Origin of the sequence: Roseovarius carneus, from assembly GCF_020141465.1 — a bacterium.
GTDB classification, from domain to species: domain Bacteria; phylum Pseudomonadota; class Alphaproteobacteria; order Rhodobacterales; family Rhodobacteraceae; genus Roseovarius; species Roseovarius carneus.
In genome coordinates this window covers 1,071,372-1,097,032 of sequence record NZ_JAHSPD010000001.1, presented here as the reverse complement: position 1 = coordinate 1,097,032, position 25,661 = coordinate 1,071,372, and the positions used below count along the sequence as shown (strand labels likewise).

General features: G+C 60.2%; 22 protein-coding genes. 9 read left to right on the top strand and 13 right to left on the bottom strand.

Annotated features, from left to right (window positions below; genetic code table 11):
• Position 1: 1 nt before the first annotated feature.
• From KUD11_RS05405 to KUD11_RS05385, 5 genes are all read right to left on the bottom strand, one after another.
• Positions 2-964: a PDR/VanB family oxidoreductase gene (locus KUD11_RS05405; protein WP_109385919.1), complete on the bottom strand. Its 963-nt coding sequence runs from the start codon at positions 962-964 to the stop codon at positions 2-4.
• Positions 961-1,557, bottom strand: a complete 597-nt coding sequence (locus KUD11_RS05400; protein WP_109385921.1) for a dimethylamine monooxygenase subunit DmmA family protein — start codon at positions 1,555-1,557, stop codon at positions 961-963. The genes KUD11_RS05405 and KUD11_RS05400 overlap by 4 nt, the downstream gene beginning before the upstream one ends.
• 87 nt (positions 1,558-1,644) lie before the next feature.
• Entirely contained in the window at positions 1,645-2,793 is a 1,149-nt protein-coding gene (locus KUD11_RS05395) for an aminomethyltransferase family protein (RefSeq protein ID WP_109388193.1), read from the bottom strand.
• Between the two features lie 163 nt (positions 2,794-2,956).
• Positions 2,957-3,133 carry a hypothetical protein gene (locus tag KUD11_RS05390; RefSeq protein ID WP_181375306.1) on the bottom strand — a complete coding sequence of 59 codons (177 nt, stop codon included), beginning with the start codon at positions 3,131-3,133 and terminating at the stop codon, positions 2,957-2,959.
• 21 nt (positions 3,134-3,154) lie between these two features.
• Complete coding sequence (locus KUD11_RS05385; RefSeq protein ID WP_109385923.1) at positions 3,155-4,552, bottom strand: ammonium transporter; 1,398 nt, start codon at positions 4,550-4,552, stop codon at positions 3,155-3,157.
• Positions 4,553-4,753: 201 nt separating this feature from the next.
• On the opposite strand from KUD11_RS05385, the gene KUD11_RS05380 reads away from it, so the two are divergent.
• The 5 genes from KUD11_RS05380 (at position 4,754) to KUD11_RS05360 (ending at position 10,005) form a co-directional block, all read left to right on the top strand.
• Entirely contained in the window at positions 4,754-5,683 is a 930-nt protein-coding gene (locus KUD11_RS05380; RefSeq protein WP_109388195.1) for a class II glutamine amidotransferase, read from the top strand.
• Positions 5,684-6,361 (top strand): GltB/FmdC/FwdC-like GXGXG domain-containing protein, encoded by a 678-nt coding sequence (locus KUD11_RS05375; protein WP_109385925.1) that lies wholly within the window; start codon positions 5,684-5,686, stop codon positions 6,359-6,361.
• 10 nt (positions 6,362-6,371) lie between these two features.
• A complete protein-coding gene (locus KUD11_RS05370) occupies positions 6,372-7,715 on the top strand; it encodes an FMN-binding glutamate synthase family protein (RefSeq protein ID WP_109385927.1) in 1,344 nt (447 codons plus the stop codon).
• 104 nt (positions 7,716-7,819) lie between these two features.
• Positions 7,820-9,148 (top strand): type III glutamate--ammonia ligase, encoded by a 1,329-nt coding sequence (gene glnT / locus KUD11_RS05365; RefSeq protein ID WP_109385929.1) that lies wholly within the window; start codon positions 7,820-7,822, stop codon positions 9,146-9,148.
• 134 nt (positions 9,149-9,282) lie between these two features.
• Positions 9,283-10,005, top strand: coding sequence for a FadR/GntR family transcriptional regulator (locus KUD11_RS05360; protein WP_109385931.1), 723 nt, complete (start codon positions 9,283-9,285; stop codon positions 10,003-10,005).
• Positions 10,006-10,064: 59 nt separating this feature from the next.
• On the opposite strand, the gene KUD11_RS05355 is transcribed toward KUD11_RS05360, so the two are convergent.
• A complete protein-coding gene (locus tag KUD11_RS05355) occupies positions 10,065-11,342 on the bottom strand; it encodes an ABC transporter substrate-binding protein (protein ID WP_109385933.1) in 1,278 nt (425 codons plus the stop codon).
• Positions 11,343-11,514: 172 nt separating this feature from the next.
• Between KUD11_RS05355 and KUD11_RS05350 the strand changes: the two genes are divergently transcribed.
• Both KUD11_RS05350 and KUD11_RS05345 read left to right on the top strand, forming a co-directional pair.
• Complete coding sequence (locus tag KUD11_RS05350) at positions 11,515-12,852, top strand: NAD(P)-binding domain-containing protein (protein WP_109385935.1); 1,338 nt, start codon at positions 11,515-11,517, stop codon at positions 12,850-12,852.
• Entirely contained in the window at positions 12,852-13,562 is a 711-nt protein-coding gene (locus KUD11_RS05345) for a type 1 glutamine amidotransferase (RefSeq protein ID WP_109385937.1), read from the top strand. Before KUD11_RS05350 ends, KUD11_RS05345 begins: the two co-directional genes overlap by 1 nt.
• Here KUD11_RS05345 and KUD11_RS05340 read toward each other — a convergent pair.
• Both KUD11_RS05340 and KUD11_RS05335 read right to left on the bottom strand, forming a co-directional pair.
• Complete coding sequence (locus KUD11_RS05340; protein WP_109385939.1) at positions 13,559-13,960, bottom strand: group II truncated hemoglobin; 402 nt, start codon at positions 13,958-13,960, stop codon at positions 13,559-13,561. The two genes, KUD11_RS05345 and KUD11_RS05340, sit on opposite strands and share 4 nt — an antisense overlap.
• On the bottom strand, positions 13,957-16,326 hold the full coding sequence (locus tag KUD11_RS05335) for a DUF1989 domain-containing protein (protein ID WP_109385941.1): 2,370 nt from the start codon (positions 16,324-16,326) through the stop codon (positions 13,957-13,959). The genes KUD11_RS05340 and KUD11_RS05335 overlap by 4 nt, the downstream gene beginning before the upstream one ends.
• A gap of 116 nt (positions 16,327-16,442) precedes the next feature.
• Here KUD11_RS05335 and KUD11_RS05330 point away from each other — a divergent pair, with 116 nt between their 5' ends.
• Positions 16,443-16,607 carry a cytochrome oxidase subunit III gene (locus KUD11_RS05330; protein ID WP_109385943.1) on the top strand — a complete coding sequence of 55 codons (165 nt, stop codon included), beginning with the start codon at positions 16,443-16,445 and terminating at the stop codon, positions 16,605-16,607.
• Entirely contained in the window at positions 16,608-17,453 is an 846-nt protein-coding gene (locus tag KUD11_RS05325) for a DMT family transporter (protein ID WP_109385945.1), read from the top strand.
• On the opposite strand, the gene folD is transcribed toward KUD11_RS05325, so the two are convergent.
• From folD to KUD11_RS05300, 5 genes are all read right to left on the bottom strand, one after another.
• Complete coding sequence (gene folD, locus KUD11_RS05320) at positions 17,450-18,340, bottom strand: bifunctional methylenetetrahydrofolate dehydrogenase/methenyltetrahydrofolate cyclohydrolase FolD (RefSeq protein ID WP_109388197.1); 891 nt, start codon at positions 18,338-18,340, stop codon at positions 17,450-17,452. The genes KUD11_RS05325 and folD overlap by 4 nt on opposite strands.
• Before the next feature lie 166 nt (positions 18,341-18,506).
• Positions 18,507-20,183, bottom strand: a complete 1,677-nt coding sequence (locus KUD11_RS05315; protein ID WP_109385947.1) for a formate--tetrahydrofolate ligase — start codon at positions 20,181-20,183, stop codon at positions 18,507-18,509.
• Between the two features lie 74 nt (positions 20,184-20,257).
• Positions 20,258-23,023, bottom strand: coding sequence for a formate dehydrogenase subunit alpha (fdhF, locus tag KUD11_RS05310; RefSeq protein ID WP_109385949.1), 2,766 nt, complete (start codon positions 23,021-23,023; stop codon positions 20,258-20,260).
• Positions 23,020-24,720 carry an NAD(P)H-dependent oxidoreductase subunit E gene (locus tag KUD11_RS05305; RefSeq protein WP_109385951.1) on the bottom strand — a complete coding sequence of 567 codons (1,701 nt, stop codon included), beginning with the start codon at positions 24,718-24,720 and terminating at the stop codon, positions 23,020-23,022. Before KUD11_RS05305 ends, fdhF begins: the two co-directional genes overlap by 4 nt.
• 138 nt (positions 24,721-24,858) lie before the next feature.
• Positions 24,859-25,638, bottom strand: a complete 780-nt coding sequence (locus KUD11_RS05300; RefSeq protein WP_109385953.1) for a succinate dehydrogenase iron-sulfur subunit — start codon at positions 25,636-25,638, stop codon at positions 24,859-24,861.
• Positions 25,639-25,661: the final 23 nt, after the last annotated feature.

The following is a 25,661-nucleotide window of genomic DNA, read 5'->3' as shown; positions in this document are numbered from 1 at the left end:
CCTATCGGTCCAGAACAAGCGTCTTGCCCTGAAATCGGCTGACGCAGGGCATGATCTTGTCACCAGAGGCGTGCTCGGCCTCGGTGAGCCAGTGATCGTGGTGAATGAAAGTGCCATCATAGTCGATCACGTCCGTTTCGCATTGCCCGCAGGCCCCGCCACGGCAGAGATATGGCGCATCGACGCCCGCCCGCTCGATCGCCTCCAGAAGGCTCTCATGTTCGCCCACCTGCACGACCTTGTTCGACACCGCGAGCTTCACTTCAAAGGGTTTGCCGGGTTTGGGGGCGAGGAATTCTTCGTGATGTACGGCTTCGCGCGGCCATCCCAGATCGTCGGCCGTCTTGCGCACCCAGTCGATCATGCCTTTGGGACCGCAGACATAGATATGTGTGCCCAAGGGCTGCCCATCCAGAAGGCTTTCCAGCGCGATGCGTTGATTATCATCGTCGTAATAGACATGCACATGGTGCGGATATTGCTCGGTCAACGTGTCCGCGTAGGCTGCAAGACCTGCATTGCGCGCCGCGAAATGCAGCTCCCATTTGCCGCCTGTGCGCTCCATCTGCTTGATCTGCGACAGGAAGGGCGTGATGCCGATACCACCTGCGAAAAAGAGGTGTTTCTTGGCGCGCAGATCGAGGGGGAAGAGGTTGACCGGATAGCTGATCACCATCTCATCGCCAACAGAGACGTTGTTGTGCAAAAAGAGCGACCCGCCCCGCCCCTCATCATCGCGCCGCACAGAAATCGTGTAGGCGCTTTGGTCCATCGGGTCGGACATCAGGGAATAGGGGTTGAGGCGGGTCACGTCGCCATCCTTCATCTCGACCACGGTATGCGCCCCGCCTGAAAACATCGGCATCGGGCCACCATCCGTCCGCTCGAACCGGAAGCGGGTGATCAGCTCGTTCAGCGGCGTGACTTCTGTCACGCGCACGGCAATTTTCTCGGCGCCGCTCATTCGTAAATCCCCTTTGGTGCGGGCACATTGCCCGGGTCTTCGGCGTCGATGCACACGCCCTGATAGGCGGCAATGCGGCGCGAATAGTGATCACGCACAAACAGATTCAACCCGCAATGGGAGCAGACAAATGGATCAATCTCAACGTCCTCGGTAATGCCTTTGCAATGCACGCATTGCATCCGGCGCGCGGTCGATCCGCGATGTTCGGTCTGAATAGCGGTGTGCGGGATACCGTGGGTAACAGCGATCTGCATCACCTGCCCCATCATGCCTTCGGTGCCTGTGAGGTAAAGCTGAAGGCCCATCGCGGCATCACTCAGCACGCGCTCGATCCGCTGCACGGTTGCGCCATAGGTGGGTGTTTCGCGGTATTGCAGCGGCTTCAGCGCTTCGAGCTTTGGGCCATAATCGGTGCCCTTGGCGATAAAAATGAGGTGGGTCTTGGCCATGAGATCAGGGGTGGCGATCTCCAGAATGGCCTCGGCGCCCTCGGCCTCGGCGATCATCAGATGATGCTTGCCCGGGCGCGGCTCCAGATTGCCCCAGACGGGGCGGCTTTTGATGGATGGCGGGAATTCGAATTTCGACATGCGCGTTTAACATCTCCTGCAGGTGGCATCGGGGCGGTTTAAATCCGGGGCCGCACGCGGGCCGCCCCGGATGTGTCGCTTCGGGGCTCAGCCTTTGGCGGTGCGGACCTTCTTGTCCTTGTCGTAGAATGGCATCTCTTGTGCGGTGGCGGCAATCTCGGTGCCATCCGCGTTGCGCACCGTCAGCTTCGTGCCCGGCTTGGCCGCAGCAACCGGCATGCGCGCGATGCCCACATTATGCCCGTTCAGCTCGGAATACATGCCATAAGTCACGTGACCAACCTGCTTACCGTCTTGCAGCAAGGCCGCGCCCTCATCGGCAGGTGTTTTGCCCTCAAGCAGCACACCGTAGATCTTGAACCGCTCGCGGCCTTCCAGCGCATAGTGGTTCTCAGCGCCGACAAAGCCGGTCTTGCCAGGAGAGACGGTGAACTCCAGACCCAGCTCCCAAAGCGTATCGCCGCAGGGTGAGCCATCCTCGAACGGATAGGTCTCGGAATTGTCACCGGGGAAGAAGAGCAAATAGCTCTCCGTGCGCAGAAGATCGAGCGTGCTGAACTGCACTGGGCGGATGCCCATGCCTTTGCCATGCTCAAGGATGTTGTCCCAGATGTGCACCGCGTGACGACCCTGACAGAAAATCTCATAGCCCCGCTCACCAGTATATCCGGTGCGCGAGATCATGACAGGGCGATCAAAGAGCTTTGTCTGCATGATCCCAAAATAGGCCAGATCGCGGATGCCCGGCACATGCTCGGCCAGAAAATCCACGGCCACGGGGCCTTGCAGCGACATATCGTGCAGATCATCATCAAAGATCACCGCGACGTTCTTGCCGGCGGCGGCCTCCATCAACTGCTCCATGCCCGTCCCGGTGCCATGCACAACCATCCAGTGATTGACCGACAGGCGGTAGATCACGCAATCGTCGACAAACTTGCCCTCGGGGCTGAGCATGCAGGCATAGACCGAGCGGCCCGGCATGATCTTGTCCACGTTGCGTGTGGTCACGCGGTCGATCACGGCGGCGGCGTGTGGCCCGGTGAGGTGCATTTTCTTGAGGCCCGACACATCCATCAGGCCCGCCTTGGTGCGTACGGCCTCATAATCGGCCTTCGCGCGCTCGGGCGTGTGGTCATAGAACCAAGCGGTCCCCATGCCGTTCCAATCCTCAAGCTCCCCCCCAATTGCTTCATGACGCTTTGCGAGTGCGGATGTTCTCCAGATGATGGCCATCGATTCCCCCTGTTGGTTTTGTTGTTGAGTGTCGCCGAACATTGAGCCTCAGGCAAAACCAAAAAGCAAGAATATGGTGCAACTTTTTTCACTGGCAGGCAATATGCCTGAAAAATAGAAAGGGCCGCACATATGGCGGCCCTTTCATCACATCATGTGGCGCTTACTTGGTAAAGCGCGATGTTTTCTTTGCTTCCGTCGCCTGCCCGTAGACAAGGACGGCGACACACAAAATGGCGGCAATCGCAGTGGCGAGGCCCGGCAGGGCAGAGCCCCAGCCGATGAACTGTGCCCCGTCAACGACGGCCCAATCTGCGGTATCATATGGAAAACCGAACATAAGTCTCTCCTTGTCCTTTGGTTATTCGCCGGGCGCGAGGTTTACACCGGGAGCAGGGATGCCCTCGGGATAGCCATGCGTCGGCACTTTGACTTCGTCCATACCGGCAACCTCGGCACCCTCGGGGATACGGAGCATACCCAGCATCTTGAGGATAAGCGAAACCACGTAGCCCGGCACAAAGCCCAGCAGGAAGAACACGCCTGCCCCCACCAATTGGCCGATGAGAGAGATCGTTGGAGCGCCTTCGCCTTGAAGCGCCGGAGTGCCTGCGCCAAACACGCCCAACATGATCAGACCATAAAGGCCGATCGTGCCGTGCACGGTGACCGCGCCCACAGCATCGTCGATGCCGCGGTTTTCAAGCCAGTTTGCACACGGCTTGAGGATGATCCCCGCAGAGAAGGCGATGACAAACGCCATGGCCGGATAATAGATATCCATGCCCGACGCGACCGAAATGATCCCCGCCAGAGCGCCCGACATCATCCAGAACGGATCACGTGTAAGCACCCAGGAGCCGATGATCCCGCCCGCGATCCCCATGAGGATGTTGAACGACAAGGCCGAAAGGGTAATCGGTGTGCCGTAAATGGTCGAAGGCTTGTCCGCGAACCATGACCATGCCTCGCCCGGCACGATAACGCAGGCCATGAGGAAGCCCCAGAAGCCAACGATGATCAGCATCAGACCCACAACCGTCAGAGGCATGTTGTGCCCTGCGATGTGGTTTGCAGTGCCATCGGCGTTGAACTTGCCGATGCGCGGGCCAAGGTTGATCAAAACGCCCAGCGCAAAGAAGCCGGCAACCGCGTGGACAAGCCCCGCCGCACCGAAGTCATGCAGACCCCATTGCGTGACCAGCCAGCCATCAGCGTGCCAGCCCCAAGCCGCAGCCACGACCCAAGCGAAGGAGCCGAGGACAACCGCGAGGATGACAAAGCCGACAGTCTGAATCCGCTCGATAACGGCGCCCGACATGATCGAGGCTGTTGTGGCGGCAAACAGAGCAAACGCGCCAAAGAAGACGCCCGATGCCTGATCAGCAATGTTCGGCCCCATATATTGCGCACTGTCGCCCCAACCCCATGCGATCGCATTGGCGTATTCAATACCAGAAATGCCAGCAGGCCCCGGTGCGCCGGGCAGTCCCGTGGGGAAGCCCCAATAGACCCACCAGCCGAAGAAATAGAAGGTCGGGATCATGAACGCGAAGGCGAGGATGTTTTTCACACCCGAGCTCAGCACGTTCTTGAGCCGGGATGCCCCCATCTCATAGGCAAGAAATCCCGCATGGATGATGATCATAAGCGGGATTGTCAGATAGTAAAACGTCTCGGCAAATGTCGTGTTCGTCGTTGCCGCCGACGATTGAAGTGCGGCGACCTGCGCCGCCAGTTCGGCAATCTGTTCTTCCACAATTATTCCCCTGTTTCTCTGTCGTTTGACATTATCGTTGGTGCGCATACGCGCGTGAGGAGTTTAAGAAAACACGTGACTCCCGATCCGGCCAGTCTTTTTTGCCTCAGAGGAAATTTATTTTACCAGTAGTTGAGCGGATGAAGCTTTGATGCTAGCTTTTGATTCGAAAGTTTCCAAACCTGAGGGAGGATGCGTGCTATGTGCGGTATCGTGGGGCTGTTTCTAAAAGACAAAGCGTTGGAACCCAAATTGGGCGAGATGCTGACGGATATGTTGATCACCATGACGGATCGCGGCCCCGACAGTGCGGGCATCGCGATTTATGGTGCAGATACAAAGGGTAAGGCCAAGCTGGTCGTCCAATCGGACGTGCCTGAACAGGACTTCCCCGGACTGGATATCGCCATGGCCCAAAGCCTTGGCGGGCCGGTGTCGATCCGGGTGAATGATACCCACGCCGTTCTGGAAATGGGTGCAGAGCTTTTGGAAGTCGCGCGCAGCCGCCTGAGCGAGGTCAATCCCCGCGTTCGGATGATGAGCCGCGGTGAAAATCTTGAAATCTACAAAGAGGTCGGCCTGCCCAAAGATGTGGCAGCCCGGTTCGATATTGCCCAAATGTCAGGCAGCCACGGCATCGGTCACACCCGCATGGCGACCGAATCAGCCGTGACGACGATGGGTGCGCACCCGTTCAACACCGGCTCGGATCAGTGTCTCGTGCACAATGGCTCGCTCAGCAACCACGCAAGCCTGCGTCGCAAGTTGCGCCGCCAGGGGGTGCATATCGAGACCGAGAACGACACCGAAGTGGGCGCGGCCTATCTCACGTGGCGGATGATGAACGGTGCCACGCTGGGCGAGGCGCTGGAAAGCAGCCTTGATGATCTCGACGGGTTCTTCACCTTCGTGGTGGGCACCAAGGACGGCTTCGGCGTGGTCCGCGATCCCATTGCGTGCAAGCCCGCCGTTCTGGCCGAAACCGACCAATATGTGGCGTTCGGCTCGGAATATCGCGCGCTGGTGAACCTGCCGGGTATCGATCATGCCCGCGTGTGGGAGCCCGAGCCCGCCACCGTCTATTTCTGGAGCCACAAAGGGGCCCCAACAGCACATGAGAAGGCCGCGTAAATGCAAACATTCGATCTTGAGGCCCAGGGCCTGCGCAATCTGAATTCCGCGCTGCACGCGCAATCGGCCAACACCAACCAGACCGTCTGGGAGGTGATCAACCCCAAGGGCAGCCACGCCATCGCCGTGGGTCTTGATGCCCCCATCGAGGTGAACGTCAAAGGCCATACCGGCTATTACTGCGGCGGCATGAACAAGCAGGCGACGATCAATGTCGCAGGCTCTGCCGGACCGGGCGTGGCCGAGAACATGATGAGCGGCACTATCGTGATCGAGGGTGACGCCAGCCAATATGCCGGGGCCACGGGCCGGGGCGGCACGCTTGTGATCAAGGGCAATGCCTCGTCGCGCTGCGGCATCTCCATGAAGGGGATCGACATCATCGTGCATGGCAATATCGGCCATATGAGCGCGTTCATGGCGCAATCGGGCAACCTGGTCGTGTGTGGCGATGCCGGCGATGCGCTGGGCGACAGCCTTTACGAGGCGCGCCTTTTCGTGCGCGGCTCGGTCAAATCGCTGGGCGCGGATTGCGTCGAAAAGGAGATGCGTCCAGAACATATCGAGATCCTGAAGGACCTGCTGGAGCGTGGTGGCTGCGACGCCAAGCCGGAAGAGTTCAAGCGCTATGGCTCGGCCCGCAAGCTCTATAACTTCAATATCGACAACGCTTACTAAGGGGGCTGCCATGAAAGACGACCATAACGGCGCACCGCGCACCGTGCCGATCCAGTCGGCAACCTTCTCCAACCCGACAAATGCCGAAATCCGCCGCGCGGCGGCGACGGGCATCTATGACATCCGGGGCGGTGGGTCGAAGCGCAAAGTGCCGCATTTCGACGACCTTCTGTTTCTCGGGGCCTCCATCTCGCGCTACCCGCTCGAAGGCTACCGTGAGAAATGCGACACCAGTGTTGTTCTGGGCACGCGCTTTGCCAAGAAGCCGATTGAGCTTGATATTCCGATCACCATCGCGGGCATGTCCTTTGGCGCCCTTTCGGGGCCTGCGAAAGAGGCTCTGGGCCGGGGTGCGACGCTTGCGGGCACCTCCACCACCACCGGCGACGGCGGCATGACCGAAGAAGAGCGCGGCCATTCCAACAAGCTGGTCTATCAGCTTTTGCCGTCACGCTATGGCATGAACCCCGATGACCTGCGCCGCTGTGATGCGATCGAGGTTGTCGTGGGCCAAGGCGCGAAACCCGGTGGCGGCGGGATGCTTCTGGGTCAGAAAATCTCGGACCGCGTGGCCGAAATGCGCAACCTGCCCAAGGGGATCGACCAACGCTCTGCGTGCCGTCACCCCGATTGGACCGGCCCGGATGATCTGGAGATCAAGATCCTTGAGCTGCGTGAGATCACCAACTGGGAAAAGCCCATTTACGTCAAGGTGGGCGGCACGCGCCCCTATTACGACACCACGCTCGCGATCAAGGCGGGGGCGGATTGTGTCGTGCTCGACGGGATGCAGGGCGGCACGGCGGCCACGCAGGATGTGTTCATCGAGCATGTCGGCCTGCCCATTCTGGCGTGTATCCGCGAAGCGGTGCGCGCGCTGGAGGATCAGGGGCTGCACCGCGAGGTGCAACTGATCGTGTCGGGCGGCATTCGCGGCGGCGCGGACACGGCCAAGGCGCTGGCCATGGGCGCGGATGCGGTTGCCATCGGCACGGCGGCGCTGATTGCGCTGGGCGACAATGATCCACGCTGGGAGGCGGAGTATAACGCGCTTGGCACGACCGCTGGCGCCTATGACGACTGGCATGAGGGAAAGGACCCTGCGGGCATCACCACCCAGGATCCTGAGTTGATGAAACGTTTCGACCCCATCGAGGGCGGGCGGCATCTCAACAACTATCTCAAGGTGATGGCCCTGGAGGCGCAGACCATCGCGCGGGCCTGTGGCAAGAACCACCTGCACAACCTCGAACCCGAGGATCTGTGCGCGCTGACCATGGAGGCCGCCGCCATGGCACGCGTCCCTCTGGCAGGCACCGATTGGTATCCCGGCAAACCGGGCACCAGTTTCTGAACCCCCCGCAGGGCGCGGCCAGAACGGCTCGCGCCCTGTTCGTTTCAACACCGACGCAATAGGGTCGTCTCACAGACGCAGCACCGACAGGGAACACCAAAAAAATGACCACCGATCTGGCCAAATTCGCCAAGGACAATGGCGTCAAATATTTCATGATCTCCTTCACCGACCTCTTTGGCGCCCAGCGCGCCAAGCTGGTCCCCGCGCAAGCGATTGCGGACATGCAAGAGGACGGCGCGGGCTTTGCAGGCTTCGCGACCTATCTCGATCTCACGCCCGCACATCCCGATATGCTGGCCGTGCCGGACCCGGCATCGGTTATTCAGCTTCCGTGGAAGCCCGAGATCGCATGGGTCGCGGCCAACTGCGTGATGAACAACGAAGATCTGGCGCAGGCGCCGCGCAACGTGTTGCGCCGTCTGATTGCCGAAGCCGCCGAAGAGGGCATGCATGTCAAAACCGGCATCGAGGCCGAATTTTTCCTGCTGACCCCCGAGGGCGATGAAATCTCGGACGAGTTTGATACCGCATCAAAGCCTTGCTATGACCAGCAGGCGATGATGCGCCGCTATGAGGTGATCCGCGAGATCGCTGATTACATGCTCGATATGGGCTGGGGCCCCTACCAGAACGACCATGAGGACGCGAACGGCCAGTGGGAGATGAACTGGGATTTCGACGATGCCTTGGTCACGGCGGACAAGCACAGCTTCTTCAAGTTCATGACGAAATCCGTGGCCGAAAAACATGGTTTCCGCGCCACCTTCATGCCCAAGCCCATCGAGGGTCTGACCGGCAATGGCTGTCACGCGCATATCTCCGTCTGGGACGCACCGGGCAAGGACAGCAAGGTCAACGTCTTTGCGGGCAAAGGCGAAGGCCAGACCGGCGAGTTGGGGCTTTCCGAGCGCGGCAAGCATTTCCTCGGCGGGATCATGAAACATGCAAGCGCGCTTGCGGCGATCACAAACCCTACTGTGAACAGCTACAAGCGGATCAACGCGCCGCGCACCATGTCGGGGGCCACATGGGCACCCAACACCGTCACATGGACTGGCAACAACCGCACACATATGGTGCGTGTGCCCGGCCCCGGCCGGTTTGAGCTGCGCCTGCCCGATGGCGCGGTGAACCCCTATCTCTTGCAGGCGGTCATCATTGCGGCGGGTCTCTCGGGCATCCGCTCCAAGGCCGATCCTGGCAAGCGCCATGACATCGACATGTATGCCGAAGGTCATAAAGTGCGCGGCGCGCCCAAGCTGCCACTCAACATGCTGGACGCGCTGCGCGAGTATGAGAAAGACAAAGGCCTGAAAGCTTCCATGGGCGAGGAGTTCTCCGCCGCCTACCTGAAGCTGAAGCATCAGGAATGGAACCAATTCGTCTCGCATTTCTCCAGCTGGGAGAAGGCCAACACGCTCGATATCTGATCCGAGCAACACTTACTCGACGCCGCGCCGGGGGCATCCCTCGGCGCGGCGTTTTTGCATCTGGCGCATGGTCCTTCCGCCGCCCTGCGGATCGCGGTAAACTACGGACGACCCGCTCAACCAAGGCCCCGCCCATGTCTCTTGCCCCAGTCCTCTCCGCCCTGCCAAATGACGCGCCTCTTAGCGCAACGGTGCAGACCGTGGTCAACACGATCTATGCCCGCATCCGCAGCGGCGATTACGGCGTGGATGCGCGCCTGCCGTCCGAGCGACAGCTGGCCAGCGAGCTTCATGTCGCACGCAATACGGTGCGCGAGGCGCTGGATGCGTTGGAGGGGCACGGCCTGATCCGGCGGCGCGCAGGCTCTGGCAGCTTCGTGAACCCTCCCGGCACACCAGAGCCCGCCAACCCCCATAGCGAGATTGCCGCATCCTCAAGCCCGCTTGATTTACAAGTGGTGCGCGGCATCCTTGAGCCTGATATGGTGCGCCTTGCCGTGGTCAACATGCCGCCACGCGCGATCGAGGCCCTTGGTGAGACGTTGAGCGAGATGGAAGCGATCACCACCGATGCAGACGCGTTCGTGCGTTTGGAGGAGGCGTTTTACCGCAAGATCGCCGCCGGGACGGGCAATCCTTTGATCGCCGGTTGCTATGATCTGGTGATTGATGCGTGTCGTCAAAGTTTTCGCGCGGCACAGCTCCGGCGCCACCTCACACCGGCCCGGATCGAGGATTACCAGAAGCGCTATAACAGCCTGTTCAACGCCATCGCCGCGCGCGACACGGAAGCCGCAGTGGAGTTCATCAAGCTGCACCTGATCGAGGAACAGCGCCTCTTATTGCAAGACGGCTAAAGCGCTTCGAGAAAACCCTGAGGCGCTGCTTTTCTCGAAATGCTCGCGACATATAAAGGTCAGCGCGCCACCAAGGTCTCAAGCCCCGCGCGGCGTTGATACCACATCTGCCCAAGCGCCTCCATTTCTCGACGCAGCGCCGCCTCGTGCTGACCCAGCCACGCGGGCACGGATTCGAAGCTGACGATGCGCGCCTTGCCGCGCCGGATCTGCACCACGGGCCAGTCACCCACCAGCGCATTGTCCACGCCGAAAAGGCCGCGCCCCCACCACTCCGCAGCCCCAAACGCGTGCATCACCTGCCCCTTTTGCTTGAGCGAGGCCATCACCGCGCCTGATGCGGTGGAGGCAGCATGGGTCACCGCCTCGCCCCAGATGTCGAGAATGGCGGCGTATTCCCAGCTCACAGCGCTCCAGTCTCCGGGGAAGCGGGCGTTGTATTCGGTGTAGAACGCCTTGGGGCGGTTGAAGAAGAACGCCTTATTGGCCAGCGCCGGATCATCGAAATCCGGGAATTGAAACGTCACGCCCTCCATGAACTCGGGCGAAGTGCGGGCGATGAGCCGCGCGTAATTATCAAGTGTGCAGGACAGGATTTGGCCTGTGAAGCCCGCCGCGAACGCCGCCTCAGTCAGCGCCTGCACCATGGGCGGATAGGAGGTGCACCAGCAGAGCATATCCGGCCCATCCGCCATCATCTCGGCTACGATCGCGCGCGCATCGCCGCCCTCGGCTGGGTATTGAACCTCTGCCGTCACCTCCGCCCCCTCGGCGGAGAAGGCCGCGCGATAGGTCGCAAGCGATGGCAAGCCCATCGCATCGACCTGCGCACAGAGCGCCACCCGGCGCGGCGCGCGGCCCCGGCAGAGATAGGAGACCCCGGTGACCGCATAGACCGGATGCACCTCGCTAGGCGCGATCAGATAGGGAGTGTCAGGCGACAGATCACTTGGCAAAAGGGTCGAGGTGAGCACCCGGCGCGCATTGAGAAAGGGCTGCGCCGCGCGCGGGCCCGCGCCGCCCAGGGTGAGGATGAGTTGTGCTTGACCCTCATCCACCAGCTGCGCGGCACCCACCTGCGCACGTGCCGGGTCATCCCCGCAATCGAATGGTAAAAGCTCCACCCGCTTCCGCTCCGCCCCGATGCGCAGACCACCAGCCGCATTCACCTGATCCACCCAGATGTGGCAGCCGTTGAGGCCCGGCCGCCCCCAGCCTTCGGCCACACCGCTCAGCGGGGCGAGAAAGCCGATTCGCACAGGTTCACGCGCCATCTGGTCCAGCCGTGGCAGACGCCCCGAGACCGACAAGAACTGTGCAAAACTGCTTTGTGGCATGGTGCCGCCTCGTTTTGCCGCTCTGATATGCACGGGCTTGGGCCGTGATACGTTTCCCAGTGGTGATGTGACTTGACACAGAGGAAACAAAGCGGTTTCAATTGGTATAAACCACACCATAGAACAACAAGACCAATTCTTCAAATGGTCTGAACCAACAGGAGACCAATCAATGACAAAACGTATCGCAATCCTCGGCGCAGGCCCCTCCGGCCTTGCACAGTTACGCGCCTTTCAATCGGCCAAGCAAAATGGCGAGGATATCCCCGAGATCGTCTGTTTCGAGAAGCAGGCCAATTGGGGCGGACTTTGGAATTACACATGGCGCACGGGCGTGGACCAATACGGCGAGCCTGTGCACGGCTCCATGTATCGCTACCTGTGGTCGAACGGGCCAAAAGAGGGCTTGGAATTTGCAGATTATTCCTTCGAGGAACATTTCGGTAAACAGATCGCGAGCTATCCGCCGCGCGCCGTTCTCTTTGACTATATCGAGGGCCGCGTGAAGAAGGCGGGCGTGCGCGACTGGATCCGGTTCGAGACCGCCGTGCGCCGGGTCGAGGAAACCGACAATGGCTTCAAAGTCACCGTTTGCGACCTGCCAAAGGGCGAGGAATACACTGAAGAGTTCGACCATGTGATTTGCGCCACGGGCCATTTCTCAACGCCCAATGTGCCCGAGTTCGAGGGGTTCGATCACTTCGAGGGACGCGTATTGCACGCCCATGATTTCCGCGATGCCTTGGAGTTTAAAGGGCAGGATATCTTGATCGTTGGCACATCCTATTCTGCTGAGGATATCGGCTCGCAGCTTTGGAAATATGGTGCAAAATCCATCACCGTGAGCCACCGCACAGCGCCGATGGGCTATAAATGGCCCGACAACTGGGCCGAGGTGCCGCTTCTGACCAAGGTTGACGGCAAGACCGCATATTTCAAAGATGGGACCAGCCGCGAGGTCGATGCGGTGCTGCTCTGCACCGGATACCAGCACCATTTCCCCTTCATGGACGAAAAGCTGAACCTGCGCACGGCCAACCGCTTGGCCACCGCCGACCTCTACAAGGGCGTGGCCTTCGTGCCCAACACGGACCTGTTCTATCTTGGGATGCAGGACCAGTGGTTCACGTTCAACATGTTCGACGCACAGGCCTGGTGGGTCCGTGATGCGATCATGGGCAAGATCAAGATTCCAACCGACAAAGCCGCTTTGATGGCCGATGTGGAGGATCGTATTGCGCGCGAGGATAAGGGCGAGGACGATTATGACGCGATCTGGTATCAGGGCGATTACATCAAGGAACTGATCGCTGAGACGGATTATCCCAGCTTTGATGTCGAAGGGGCCTGCAAGGCATTCAAGGAATGGAAAGGTCACAAGAAGAAAGACATCATGACCTTCCGCAATAACAGCTACACCTCCGTCATCACAGGCACCAAAGCGCCCGTCCATCACACCCCGTGGAAGGATGCGCTGGACGATAGTCTTGAGGTCTATCTGGAAAACTGATGCGCGTATTGGTGTTTCAACACACCGCCGGAGAGCATCCGGCCTGTTTCACCAGCCTCATCGCAGAGGCCGGTGATTCTGCGCATACCGTGCGTCTTTGGGAAGGGGACGATATCCCTGACCTCGCAGCGTTCGATGCCATGCTGGTCATGGGCGGCCCAATGGATGTTTGGGAAGAGAACGCGCACCCATGGCTGCGCCCCGAGAAGGCGGCAATAGCCGAGTGGGTCGGGGCGGGGCGGGCCTATCTGGGCGTGTGCCTTGGGCACCAACTTCTGGTGGAGGCGATGGGCGGGCGCTGTGCTAAGATGGTCATTCCAGAGATTGGCGTGAGCCCGGTTGGTCTGACCAAGGAAGGTCGCGCGGACGGGCTTCTGGCCGGCCTGCCAGATCCGCTGCGCGTAATGCAGTGGCACGGGGTTGAGGCCGAGACGCTGCCCGAGGGCACGACCCTTCTGGCAAGCAACCCCGCCTGCCATGCACAGGCGATCCGCGTCGGCAATCGCGCGTGGGGCGTGCAATTTCACCCAGAGATTGACGAAGGCCTTGTCGGCTATTGGATGGGCGATCCTGGCAATCGGGCGGCGGCGATAGAGTGGCTTGGTTCAGCCAAGGCCGCGGATCAGTTCGCGTCCGATAGCGCCGCCCACGTGCCTCTGGCGGCGCAGCAATCGGCAGCGCTTTACGCCCGGCTGCGGGGCGCGGTCTAGGGCGTTTCGCCCACAACCTCACCGTCATTCACGAGGATCATCGCCACCCGCCGCAGGGTCGCGCGCAAGCGGTCCACATGCGCACCCGCATGGCCCAGATCGTCCAGCGTTTTATCCATGATGCTCAGCCAATCCTCGGCATCCTTGGTAAAAATCGGCACATGCTCGTGGATCTGCTTCACATTCATATGGCGGTGCGTTTCCATATAGTAAGGCCGCCCGCCCATGAAGCCGCAAAGGAAGTTGAACTGCTCTTCGCGTGTATGCGCAAGGCCATGACCATCACGATGCAGATCAACGATTCTCTGTCCCTCGGGCAGCGCCTCGACCAAATCGTAGAAATGCTCGACCAACTCCTTGAGGGACGGCTCGCCACCGATATCGTCCAGAACGCTCATGAGCGTGGGCGTTCTTTCTTGGGATCATAGGCCGCGAAAGGCACGATCGTGGCGGGCAGACGCTTTTGGTGGCCGTCGAGTTTGCCCACTTCCACCGCTGTGCCGAACTCCGCATGGGTCACATCAATCCGCGCGAGCGCGATATTCTTGCCCAAGAGGGGAGAGCGCATGGAGGACGTGACCTCGCCAATCTGCGCGCGGCCGATATGGATGCAATCTCCGTGATCCACGCCGACGTTGCTGTCGATCTCAAGGCCAACCATGCGGCGCACAGGATGCTCCTTGCGCCGGATCAGCGCGTCGCGCCCAATGAAGTCATCTTCTTTGGATTTGAGCGGCACGGTAAAGCCCACACCCGCCTCAAACGGATCCGTCTGGTCGGAGAAATCATAGCCCGCAAAGATCAAACCGGCCTCGATGCGCACCATATCCAGCGCCTCAAGCCCCATAGGCTTCAGGCCATAGTTCTTTCCAACCTCCCAGATCGCGTCAAAAATCTCGGCACAATCCTTGGGATGGCACATCACCTCGTAGCCAAGCTCGCCAGTATAGCCGGTGCGCGAGACAACGAAGGGCGTGCCTGTCTCGCTGCGCAGCCGCGCGGGCGTGTGACGGAACCATCCCAGCTGATCGAACTCGGGGTTGTGCGGCGCAGTCCAGACAAGCTCACGCAGGAGGTCGCGGGAGTTTGGCCCTTGGACGGCCACGTTATGCAGCTGATCCGTGGAGGACCGCACAAGCACTTTGAGCCCAAGTTTCTCTGCCTGCTCACGGATCCATTCTCCGCCGTAGTCGCTGCCACCGATCCAGCGGAAATTGTCCTTGTCCAGACGGAACACCGTGCCATCGTCGATCATGCCACCGTGCGGATAGCACATGGAGGTATAAACCACCCCGCCCACAGCCAGCGTCTTCATGTTGCGCGTGAAGATATACTGGCACAGCGCCTCGGCGTCCGGTCCGGTGATCTCAAACTTGCGCAGCGGGCTGAGATCCATGATCACCGCCTCTTTGCGGCAGGCCCAGTATTCTTCAATCGGCCCCGCCTCGGCAAAGCAACTGGCCAGCCAATAGCCATTATACTCGATGAAGTTACGGGTGTGTTTGGCAAAGCTGTCGTGGAAACCGGTCTGTTTTGTCATCTTTGCCTCGGAATCTGGCGTCGGGCGATAGGCGACCGACTTTTGGAATGTTTCGGACCCGCTATAGGTCCGAATGTGAATATCGGTGGGGTTCCAGCCGTTGGCGGCGCTGGTATCGTCGGGACAGGCAGAGCTTACGCAGACCAGATCGGTCAGCGCGCGCAAAAGAACGTAATCGCCGGGGCGCGACCATGGCTCATCAAGATACATGACACCGTGATCATCAAGGAACGTGTTGAAGAAGAAGTTGATCGCCATCCAACCGGGGCGCCCGCCAACATTATACTGCGCCAGCGCCTTGTTGAAATTCTCCGAGCAATTCACATGGCCAGGATAGCCTATATCATCATAGTATTTAGCCGAGCAGGCCAGCGCGAAGGCATCGTGGCGCCCACAGGTATCCTGCACCACCTCAACCAGCGGCAGCATCTCCTGATCATAGTATTTCGCGTGCAGGCCGGGCATCGGATAGGCATGGCCCATCAATGTGCGCGTCGTGGTCACGTCCAGCGCATGCTCGATCCCCTTGTCCAGTTTACGGGCCGAGAAACACTCGAAATCCGTGCATTGGCGGCCATCCACATCAATGATCTGGATATAGTCGCCTGCTTTCACGAAATAGGCTTCAGCCGTGGCATTCTCGATGCGGATGCTTTGTTGTGGTTCCGCCAGCGGGTCGGGCAGCTCAAACTTGGTGTGGGATTTGATCACCGCGCGGGTCACCATCACCGTGAGCGGGGTCAGCGTGTTTTGAACCTCGAAATCCATCGCGCCGCCGGGGGCAGAGATGATCACGATGCCGTCACGCTGCACGGTGAAATGCTCTTCCGTTTTGGCGGGCGTGCCTGCGTCGAACATACGCACAGCGCGCGCCTTTGCCAGATCGAGGCCCCGCGCCTCAAGACCCAAACGAAGGCTTCGCAAAGAACCAATTGGCCCCGCCAGAAGGCTCTTCAAGCCGTCCGCATCGCAATTGGCGGGCGCGCCGATGATTCCTGTGTCGATGGACCCAGCCGAATCGGCGGCCACAATCTCGCAGGGTTGTCCGCCCTCATCATTGCTCACACTGAATTTGTCACCTGCCTCCACAGGGATCAGGATCGCGCCGCCGCCTTCGACCACATATCGCTCAACCCCTTGGGGGAGCGAGAAAACGCGCGGCTGAATGATTTCGCTGGGACGCGGCGGGCCAGGCTGAACTTTGGGGTATGGATCATCAAGCATTTCGTCGTCCTCCCTGATGCCGCGGCCAAGAGGCCTTGTTGCATCTGTGGAAAAATTATTTAACACTAAGAATATCGCCAAGTGGCGCACCTCGCAAGCTGGACGATGCAACGCGCATGACGAATCATCAAATTAATTTTCTGGGCTGGGTGCTTTTCATCATCTCGGCAATTGGATTTTGCATCGCAAGCATCGGGCATTTCTGGGCCATGTTCGGCTCTGCCTTCTTTTTGGTGGCTTGCTTCGTCTTCATGATCCCGTTTTTCAGGAAAGGTCGCTGAATGCTCACGCTTGGCGTTGGCCTCATCGCGGCCCTGTGCTGGGGTATTCACGATATCTGCGTCCGCTACGTCTCACAGCGCAGCGGTATTTTACCCGCACTCACCACGGTTTTGATCGTGGGCTCGCTGATCATGGGGCCTGTGGCGTTTGGCCTTGGCGACTGGTCGCAAATGGGCGCGCGCGCCTACGGGCTAAGTGCGGCAAGCGGGCTGGCCTTTATCCTCGCTTGCGTCGGGCTCTACAAGTCCTTCGGGATCGGTCCGGTCCGGCTGGTGGCGCCCATCGTCGGCTCCTACCCAGCGCTGTCGATCGCGTGGGCCGCAGCCTCGGGCCAAGCGGTCAGCTGGGATCAATGGCTGGCTGTCTTTTGCGTTATCGCCGGGGTCGGCATCGTGGGTATCCTGACCGATGACGAGGATGTCGGCGGCAGAAAACGCGCCGCCATGCTCTGGGCCTTGGCAGGCGCGGTCGGGTTTTTCATGGCCTTCGCTCTGGGCCAATCCGCAAGTCAGGCAGGCAGCGAATTCCCAGTTATTCTGGTCACACGCCTTATGGCGGTCGGCACCGTTTTGGTGCTGCTCTTGGCTTCGGGGCAGCGGCAGATACCGGCGCGATCGGCATGGCCACTGCTCGCTCTGATGGGGCTTTTGGACTGCGTGGCGTTGGGGATCGTTATCTATGCAGGCGGACTGCCACGGCCCGAATTTGCGGCCGTCGCGGCCTCCACCTTCGGGATGATCACCATCCTGCTTGCGTGGGTCTTCCTGAAGGAGCGCGTCACCCCCGGCCAATGGGCCGGGGTCGCGCTTGCCTTCGCCTCAATCGGCTATCTGGCTCTGATTTAGGCCGTCAGACCTTCAGGCTCCGGCAGGCCATTTGCCCGGCAACACGCGGTCAGCGTATTGGCCAAAAGACACGCTATGGTCATCGGCCCCACGCCGCCCGGCACGGGCGTAATCGCCCCCGCCACAGCCGCACAGCTGTCATAATCCACATCCCCCACAAGCCGCGTCTTCTCGCCGTTTGGCACCCGGTTGATCCCTACATCAATCACCGTCGCACCCGGCTTGATCCAGTCACCGGGCACCATCTCGGGACGGCCCACCGCCGCCACCACGATATCGGCGCGCCGCACCACGTCCGCCAAGTCTTTGGTCCGACTATGCGCAATCGTCACGGTGCAGCTGTCACCCAGCAAAAGCTGCGCCATCGGTTTGCCCACGATATTGCTGCGCCCGATCACGACCGCATCCATCCCCGACAGGCTCCCGTGATGATCCCGCAGCATCATCAAACAACCCAAGGGCGTGCAGGGCACCATGCTCTTTTGCCCGGTGCCAAGCAGGCCGACATTCGAGATATGAAACCCGTCCACATCCTTCGCCGGGTCGATGGAGCCGATAACCAACTCCTCATTCAAATGCTTCGGCAGGGGCAGCTGTACCAGAATCCCGTGGATACTCTCATCAGCATTAAGCGCCTTGATCAGCGCCAGCAAATCCGCCTCCGACGTATCCACCTCAAGCCGATGCTCGACACTCTTCATACCGACTTCAACAGTCTGCTTGCCCTTGGAGCGGACATAAACCTGGCTCGCAGGGTCTTCCCCCACAAGCACAACGGCGAGGCCGGGAACAAGCCCATGCTCCGCTTTCAGACGCCCAACATGCTCGCCCACTTGTGCCCGCACCCGGCCCGCAAAAGCCTTGCCATCAATCACTTGCGCCATCATCACGCGCTCCTTCATGTCTCTGATTTCACGGATGGTGTAAGATTACTTATCCCACCCATCATCTTCTTGCCAAAAGTATCCCCGCGCGGAGCGCAAGGAAGCCTCCCCAAAGGGGCGGCGACCGGGGCGCGGGGGGTTCAATGCCCCCCAAGCCCCGCCCCCTCGATCAGAACAAACCTTCGATCTCACCCGCAGCGTTCAGACAAATCGTCTCCGCCGCAGGCGTGCGTGGCAGGCCCGGCATCGTCATGATTTCGCCGCAGACCACCACGACAAACCCCGCACCTGCGCTCAGACGCACTTCGCGCACCGGCACAGAATGGCCCGTTGGCGCGCCGCGCAGGTTGGGATCGGTCGAGAAGCTGTATTGCGTCTTGGCCATGCAGATCGGCAGATGGCCATAGCCCTGCTCTTCCCACAGTTTCAACTGATCACGGATTTTCTTGTCCGCCAGAACCTCATCGGCATGGTAGATCGACTTCGCAATGCGGTTGATCTTGTCCCAAAGAGACATTTCATCGGGATAGATCGGCGCGAACTGCGCCTTGCCGCTTTCGGCAATCGCGGCCACGCGGGTGGCCAGCGCCTCGGACCCTTCCGAGCCAAGCTCCCAGTGCCGCGACAGGACCGCTTCGGAGCCTTGGCTCACCACGTAGTCCTTCACCGCCTCAACTTCCGCATCAGTATCGGTCACGAAGTGGTTGATCGCCACAACCACCGGCACGCCGAATGACTTGATATTGCCAATGTGACGCCCGAGGTTGGCACAGCCTTCCTTCACAGCGGCCACATTCTCGGGGCCAAGATCGGCTTTTGCCACGCCGCCGTTCATTTTCATCGCACGCACAGTCGCCACCAAAACCACGCAGTCAGGCGCAATCCCGGCTTTGCGGCATTTGATGTTCATGAATTTCTCAGCGCCAAGATCCGCGCCAAACCCGGCTTCGGTCACAACGAAATCCGCGATCTTCAGCGCCGTCGTCGTCGCCGTGACCGAGTTACAACCATGCGCGATATTGGCAAACGGGCCGCCATGCACGAATGCCGGGTTGTTTTCCAGCGTCTGCACCAGATTGGGCTGCATCGCATCCTTCAAGAGAACCGTCATCGCCCCAGCCGCCTTGATATCGCGGCAGAAGACCGGGCTGCGGTCGCGGCGATAGGCCACGATCATGTCGCCCAAGCGTTTCTCAAGATCTTTCAGGCCACTGGCCAGACACAAGATCGCCATGACCTCGGAAGCCACGGTAATGTCGAACCCGTCCTCGCGGGCAAACCCGTTCGAGACACCGCCCAGCGACGATGTGATCTGACGCAAGGAGCGGTCGTTCATGTCCACAACACGCCGCCACACGACCCGCCGCGTGTCGATATCGAGCGCATTGCCCCAATAGATGTGGTTGTCGAGCATCGCGCTCAGAAGCGCATGGGCCGAGGTGATCGCGTGGAAATCGCCGGTGAAGTGGAGGTTCATATCCTCCATCGGCACGACTTGCGCATAACCGCCACCGGCCGCGCCACCTTTCATCCCGAAGTTCGGGCCAAGGCTCGCCTCGCGGATACAGACCATCGCCTTTTTGCCGATCCGGTTCAGGCCATCGCCCAGACCCACGGTCGTCGTCGTCTTGCCTTCGCCCGCGGGCGTCGGATTGATCGCGGTCACAAGGATCAGCTTGCCGCTTTTGTTGCTCTGAACAGAGTCGATGAACGCCTGAGACACTTTCGCCTTGTCGTGCCCGTAGGGCAGAAGATGCTCGCCCGGAATCCCAAGCTTATCGCCAATCTCTGAAATAGGACGCTTCTGCGCGGCGCGCGCAATTTCGATATCGGATTTGTAGGCCATAGGTAGGGTCTCCCGGTGTTTCGCCTTAGGTGGCAGGGTGATTTGAGGTGTTATCAGAGGGGTGTCGCGGCGCGTTATTCCGCCGCGACAGATTCTTTTGGTTTTTCGACCTTTACAGCGGAGAATTTGAACTCAGGGATTTTCCCATAAGGGTCGATGGCTGGGTTGGTCAGGATATTGGCCGCCGCCTCAACAAAGGCGAAGGGCAAGAACACCATATCAGGGGACACAGCGCGGTCAGCGCGGGCCATGATGTCAATCGTGCCACGCTTCGTGGTCAGGCGCACTGTGCCGCCGGGCTCAATACCCAGTTTGCGCAAGGTGGACGGGTGCAAGGAACAGTTTGCCTCCGGCTCCACCGCATCAAGCACCGTGGCGCGCCGGGTCATGGACCCTGTGTGCCAATGCTCCAATTGCCGCCCCGTGGTCAGGATCATCGGATACTCTGCATCCGGCACATCGTCAGGGGCAATCACCGAGGCGGGTGTGAACCGTGCCCGGCCCGAAGGGCGTGGGAAGCCATCGCCAAAGACGATTGGCTGGCCCGGATCTTCGGGGCTGAGCGAGGGGTAGGTCACCGCGCCCTCATGCTCCAGGCGATCCCATGTGATATTGTTAAGCGACGCCATGTTCTGCTTCATCTCAGCGAACACATCGGCGGGGCTGTCATAGCGCCAGTCAAGCCCAAGGCGGTTCGCCAGTGCTGTGGTGATCGCCCAATCCTCGCGCGCCTCGCCGGGTGGGCTGAGCGCCGCGCGGCCCATCTGCACCTGCCGGTTGGTGTTCGTCACAGTGCCGTTCTTCTCGGCAAACGCGCTCGCGGGAAGGATGATATCGGCATAGTTTGCTGTCTCCGTCAGGAAGATGTCCTGCACCACCAGACAATCGAGCTTGGCCAGCGCGTCGCGTGCATGCTCCACATCGGGGTCCGACATGGCCGGGTTTTCGCCCAAGATATACATCGCCTTGATGTTGCCATCATGGACCGCATCCATGATTTCGGTCACGGTCAGGCCCTTCTCAGAGCTGAAATCTTCCGTACCCCACACTTCGGTGAACGCGCGGCGAACGCCGTCATCGGTCACACTTTGGTAATCCGGCAGAAACATCGGCACGAGCCCCGCATCGGACGCGCCCTGCACGTTGTTCTGGCCGCGCAGCGGATGCAGACCCGCGCCCGGACGGCCCACCTGCCCCGTCATCAACGCGAGCGAGATCAGGCAGCGCGAATTATCGGTGCCGTGAATATGCTGACTGATGCCCATGCCCCAGAAAATCATCGCAGATTTAGCACCCGCAAAGGTCCGGGCTACGGCGCGCAGCTCCTCCGCCTCAATGCCGCAAATGCCCGCCATCTTCTCGGGCGAGAAATCGGCCAGATGCGCCTTCTCGGCCTCCCAGTTCTCGGTCATCGCCTGAATGTATTGGGTGTCGTAAAGCTCTTCTTCAACGATGGTGTGCATGATCGCGTTCAGCATGGACACATCCGCGCCGGGCCGGAATTGCAACATATGCGTGGCGAACCGTTTGAGCGCCTGACCGCGCGGGTCCATCACAATGAGCTTGCCACCGCGTTTGGTGAACTGCTTGAAATAGGTCGCGGCGACCGGGTGGTTCTCAATCGGGTTGGCCCCGATCACGATGGCCACATCGGCGTTCTCGATCTCGTTGAACGTGGCCGTCACAGCGCCCGATCCGACATTCTCAATGAGCGCTGCGACCGAGCTTGCGTGACACAGCCGCGTGCAGTGATCGACATTGTTGTGGCCAAAGCCCTGACGGATCAGTTTCTGGAAGAGATACGCCTCCTCATTGGTGCATTTGGCCGAGCCGAAGCCCGCAACTTCGCGCCCGCGCCCTTTGAGGCCCTTGGCGGCTGCATCAAGCGCTTCGTCCCATGTCGCTTCGCGGAAATGCGTCAGGACATTGCCCGGATCGACGTTGAGTCCCTTGGCGGGTGCATCATCGCGCCGGATTAAGGGCTTGGTGAGGCGGTGATCGTGGTGGATATAGTCAAAGCCGAACCGACCTTTGACGCACAGACGGCCTTCGTTTGCGGGGCCATTGATCCCCTCCACGTATTTCACCTTGTTGTCTTTGACCTTCAGGCTGATCTGACAGCCAACACCGCAGAAGGGGCAGATGCTCTTGGTCTCGCTGTCGAAATCCGCGCTGTCGCCGCGCTGTTCTGCGTCCGTGACGCTCGCGGGCATCAAGGCTCCCGTGGGGCAGGCCTGCACACATTCGCCACAAGCGACACAGGTGCTCTCGCCCATCGGGTCGGCAAAATCGAACACCGGATAGCTGTCATGCCCGCGCCCGGCCATGCCGATCACATCGTTCACCTGAACCTCACGGCAGGCGCGCACGCACAGGCCGCATTGGATACAGGCATCAAGGTTCACGCTCATCGCGACGTGGCTGGAATCCAGAAGCGGAATACGCTCTTTCTCAAGCTGTGGCAGGCGGCTTGTGACCACGCCATTCGCTTCGGCCATATCCCACAGGTGGCTGGATTTATCATGCGCTTCTTCGCGCACGGGCTGATCCGCGACCAGCATCTCCATCACCATCTTGCGCGCCGCAACCGCCCGCGCGCTGGCCGTATGCACAACCATGCCCTCTTCGGCCTCACGGATGCAGGACGCGGCCAGCACACGTTCGCCTTCGATCTCGACCATGCAGGCCCGGCAATTGCCGTCAGGGCGATATCCGGGTGCCGGTTTGTGGCACAGATGCGGGATCACGAGGCCGCGCCCGTTGGCCGCCTCCCAAAGGGTCATACCCGGCGCGACGCTGACCGTCTCACCGTCAAGAGTTATGCTCACTGCATCAGTCATGAGATTTCCTCCGGGAAGTGTTTCATGGTTGACCTGATCGGGTTTGGCGCGGCCTGTCCGAGGCCGCAGATGGAGGCGTCGCCCATCGCGGTGCAAAGCTCCTCCAAGAGCGGCGCATCCCACGTATCGGCCTGCATCAGTTTCACAGCTTTCTCACAGCCCACGCGGCAGGGCGTGCATTGACCACAGCTTTCATCCTCAAAGAACCTCAGCATATTGAGCGCGGCATCACGTGCCTTGTCATGATCCGACAGGACAACCACAGCCGCCGATCCAATGAAGGTGCCATGCGGCTGAAGCGTATCGAAATCGAGAGGGATGTCGTGCATCGACGCGGGCAAAAGCCCCGAGGACGGTCCGCCCGGCTGATAGGCCTTGAAGCTGTGACCGCCGAGCATCCCGCCCGCCGCCGCAATGATATCGGTGATGGTCGAGCCCGCAGGCAGAAGATGGATGCCGGGGTTTTTCACACGCCCCGACACGGAATAGCTGCGCAGACCTTTACGCCCGTTACGCTCTACCCCCGACAGGATCTCACCGCCTTCGCGCATGATCCGTGTGACCCAGTGCAGCGTCTCCACGTTATTCACCAGCGTGGGCTGGCCGAAAAGGCCTACCTGCGCCACGAAGGGCGGGCGGTGCCGGGGCAATCCGCGCTTGCCCTCAATGCTTTCGATCATCGCGCTTTCTTCGCCGCAGATATAGGCGCCTGCGCCGCGACGGACCTCGATATAGCCCGCGGGCGCGAGGCCTGCGGCCTCAATCGCCGCAATCTCATCGGCGAGGATTTGCAGCACGGCGGGGTATTCATCGCGCATGTAGATATAGCAGCGTTCTGCCTCCACCGCCCAAGCGGCGATCAACATGCCCTCAAGAAAGAGATGCGGCACACGCTCAAGATAATAGCGGTCTTTGAAGGTGCCCGGCTCGCCCTCATCGCCGTTCACGGCGAGATAACGCGGACCTTTGGCCGCGCGCACAAAGCCCCATTTGCGCCCCGACGGGAAGCCGGCCCCGCCAAGCCCGCGCAGGCCCGCATCCAGCAGCGTTTGCTGCACAGCCTCAAACGCCGCATCGCCATTGCCGCCTGCGCGCAACCGCTTGAGAATGTCGTACCCGCCCGCCGCGACATACGCGTCCAAACGCTCATAATTCGGCACGTGCGCATGCGTGTCCCCGGCGGCGATTGCCGCGTTCACCTTCTCGGGTGTGGCGTGGTCGATATGGTTGTGCCCAATTTCAAGCACCGGGGCCGTATCACAGCGGCCCATGCAGGGCGCGCGTAACACGCGCACTTCGGACGCATCCAAACCATCCTCAAGCGCTGCTTTCAGCGCCTGCGCGCCCGCAAGCTCACAGCTTAGCGAATCACAGACGCGGATGGTCAGGGCGGGGGGCGGTGTCTCGCCCTCACGCACCACATCGAAATGCGCATAGAAGGTCGCGACCTCGTAAACTTCGGCCATGCTCAGACGCATTTCTTCGGCCAAAGCGCGCAGATGATCTGCGCTCAAACACCCGTAAGCGTCTTGAATCAAATGAAGATGCTCAATCAGCAGGTCAGCGCTGCGCGCGCGACCCTCAAGCAGAGCCTGCACCTCGCCCCACGCCCCATCTTCGAGCTGGCGTCCCTTGGGCGTCGTACGGCCCTTACCACGGCCCTGTTTCCAGACACCTGATCCCTGCTGAGCATTCATGGCGCACCTCCCTCATTATTCCCAATGTTTAACTTATTTTCCTACCAGTCAACATTGGATTCGAGAGTATGCAGCAAATTTGCGCCGGAAATCGCACCGGTTGCGACACAACCGGCTCTGCGTGTTTCCGATAGGAATTTAGACGGTGCGTTCGACCATCATCTTTTTGATATGCGCAATAGCCTTGGCCGGATTGAGGCCTTTGGGGCAGGTTTTCGTGCAATTCATGATCGTGTGGCAGCGGTAGAGCTTGAAGGGGTCCTCAAGCTCGTCCAGACGCTCGCCCGTGGCTTCATCGCGGCTGTCGATGATCCAACGATATGCGTGCAGCAAGGCTGCAGGCCCGAGATACTTGTCGCCATTCCACCAATAGCTGGGGCAGGAGGTCGAGCAGCACGCGCACATCACACATTCGTAGAGCCCATCGAGCTTTTCGCGATCCTCGATGGATTGCTTCCACTCTTTGGCGGGCTTGTTCGTCTTGGTCTCAAGCCACGGCATGATGGAGGCGTGCTGGGCATAGAAATGCGTGAGGTCCGGGATCAGATCGCGCACGATGGGCATGTGCGGCAGGGGGTAGATTTTCACATCGCCCTTGATCTCATCCATGCCATAGATACAGGCTAGCGTGTTGATCCCGTCGATATTCATCGCGCAGGAGCCGCAAATCCCCTCGCGGCAGGACCGCCGGAAGGTCAGCGTAGGGTCAATATCGGTCTTGATCTTGATCAGCGCGTCCAGAACCATCGGCCCGCACGTGTCCATATCCACGAAATATGTATCCACGCGGGGGTTTGCCCCATCGTCGGGCGTCCAGCGATAGATCTGGAACTTGCGCAGATTGGTCGCGCCCTCGGGTTTGGGCCATGTCTTGCCCGCCGTCATCCGCGAGTTTTTAGGGAGTGTGAGTTGAACCATGATCTACTCCTTTTAAGCCTTGA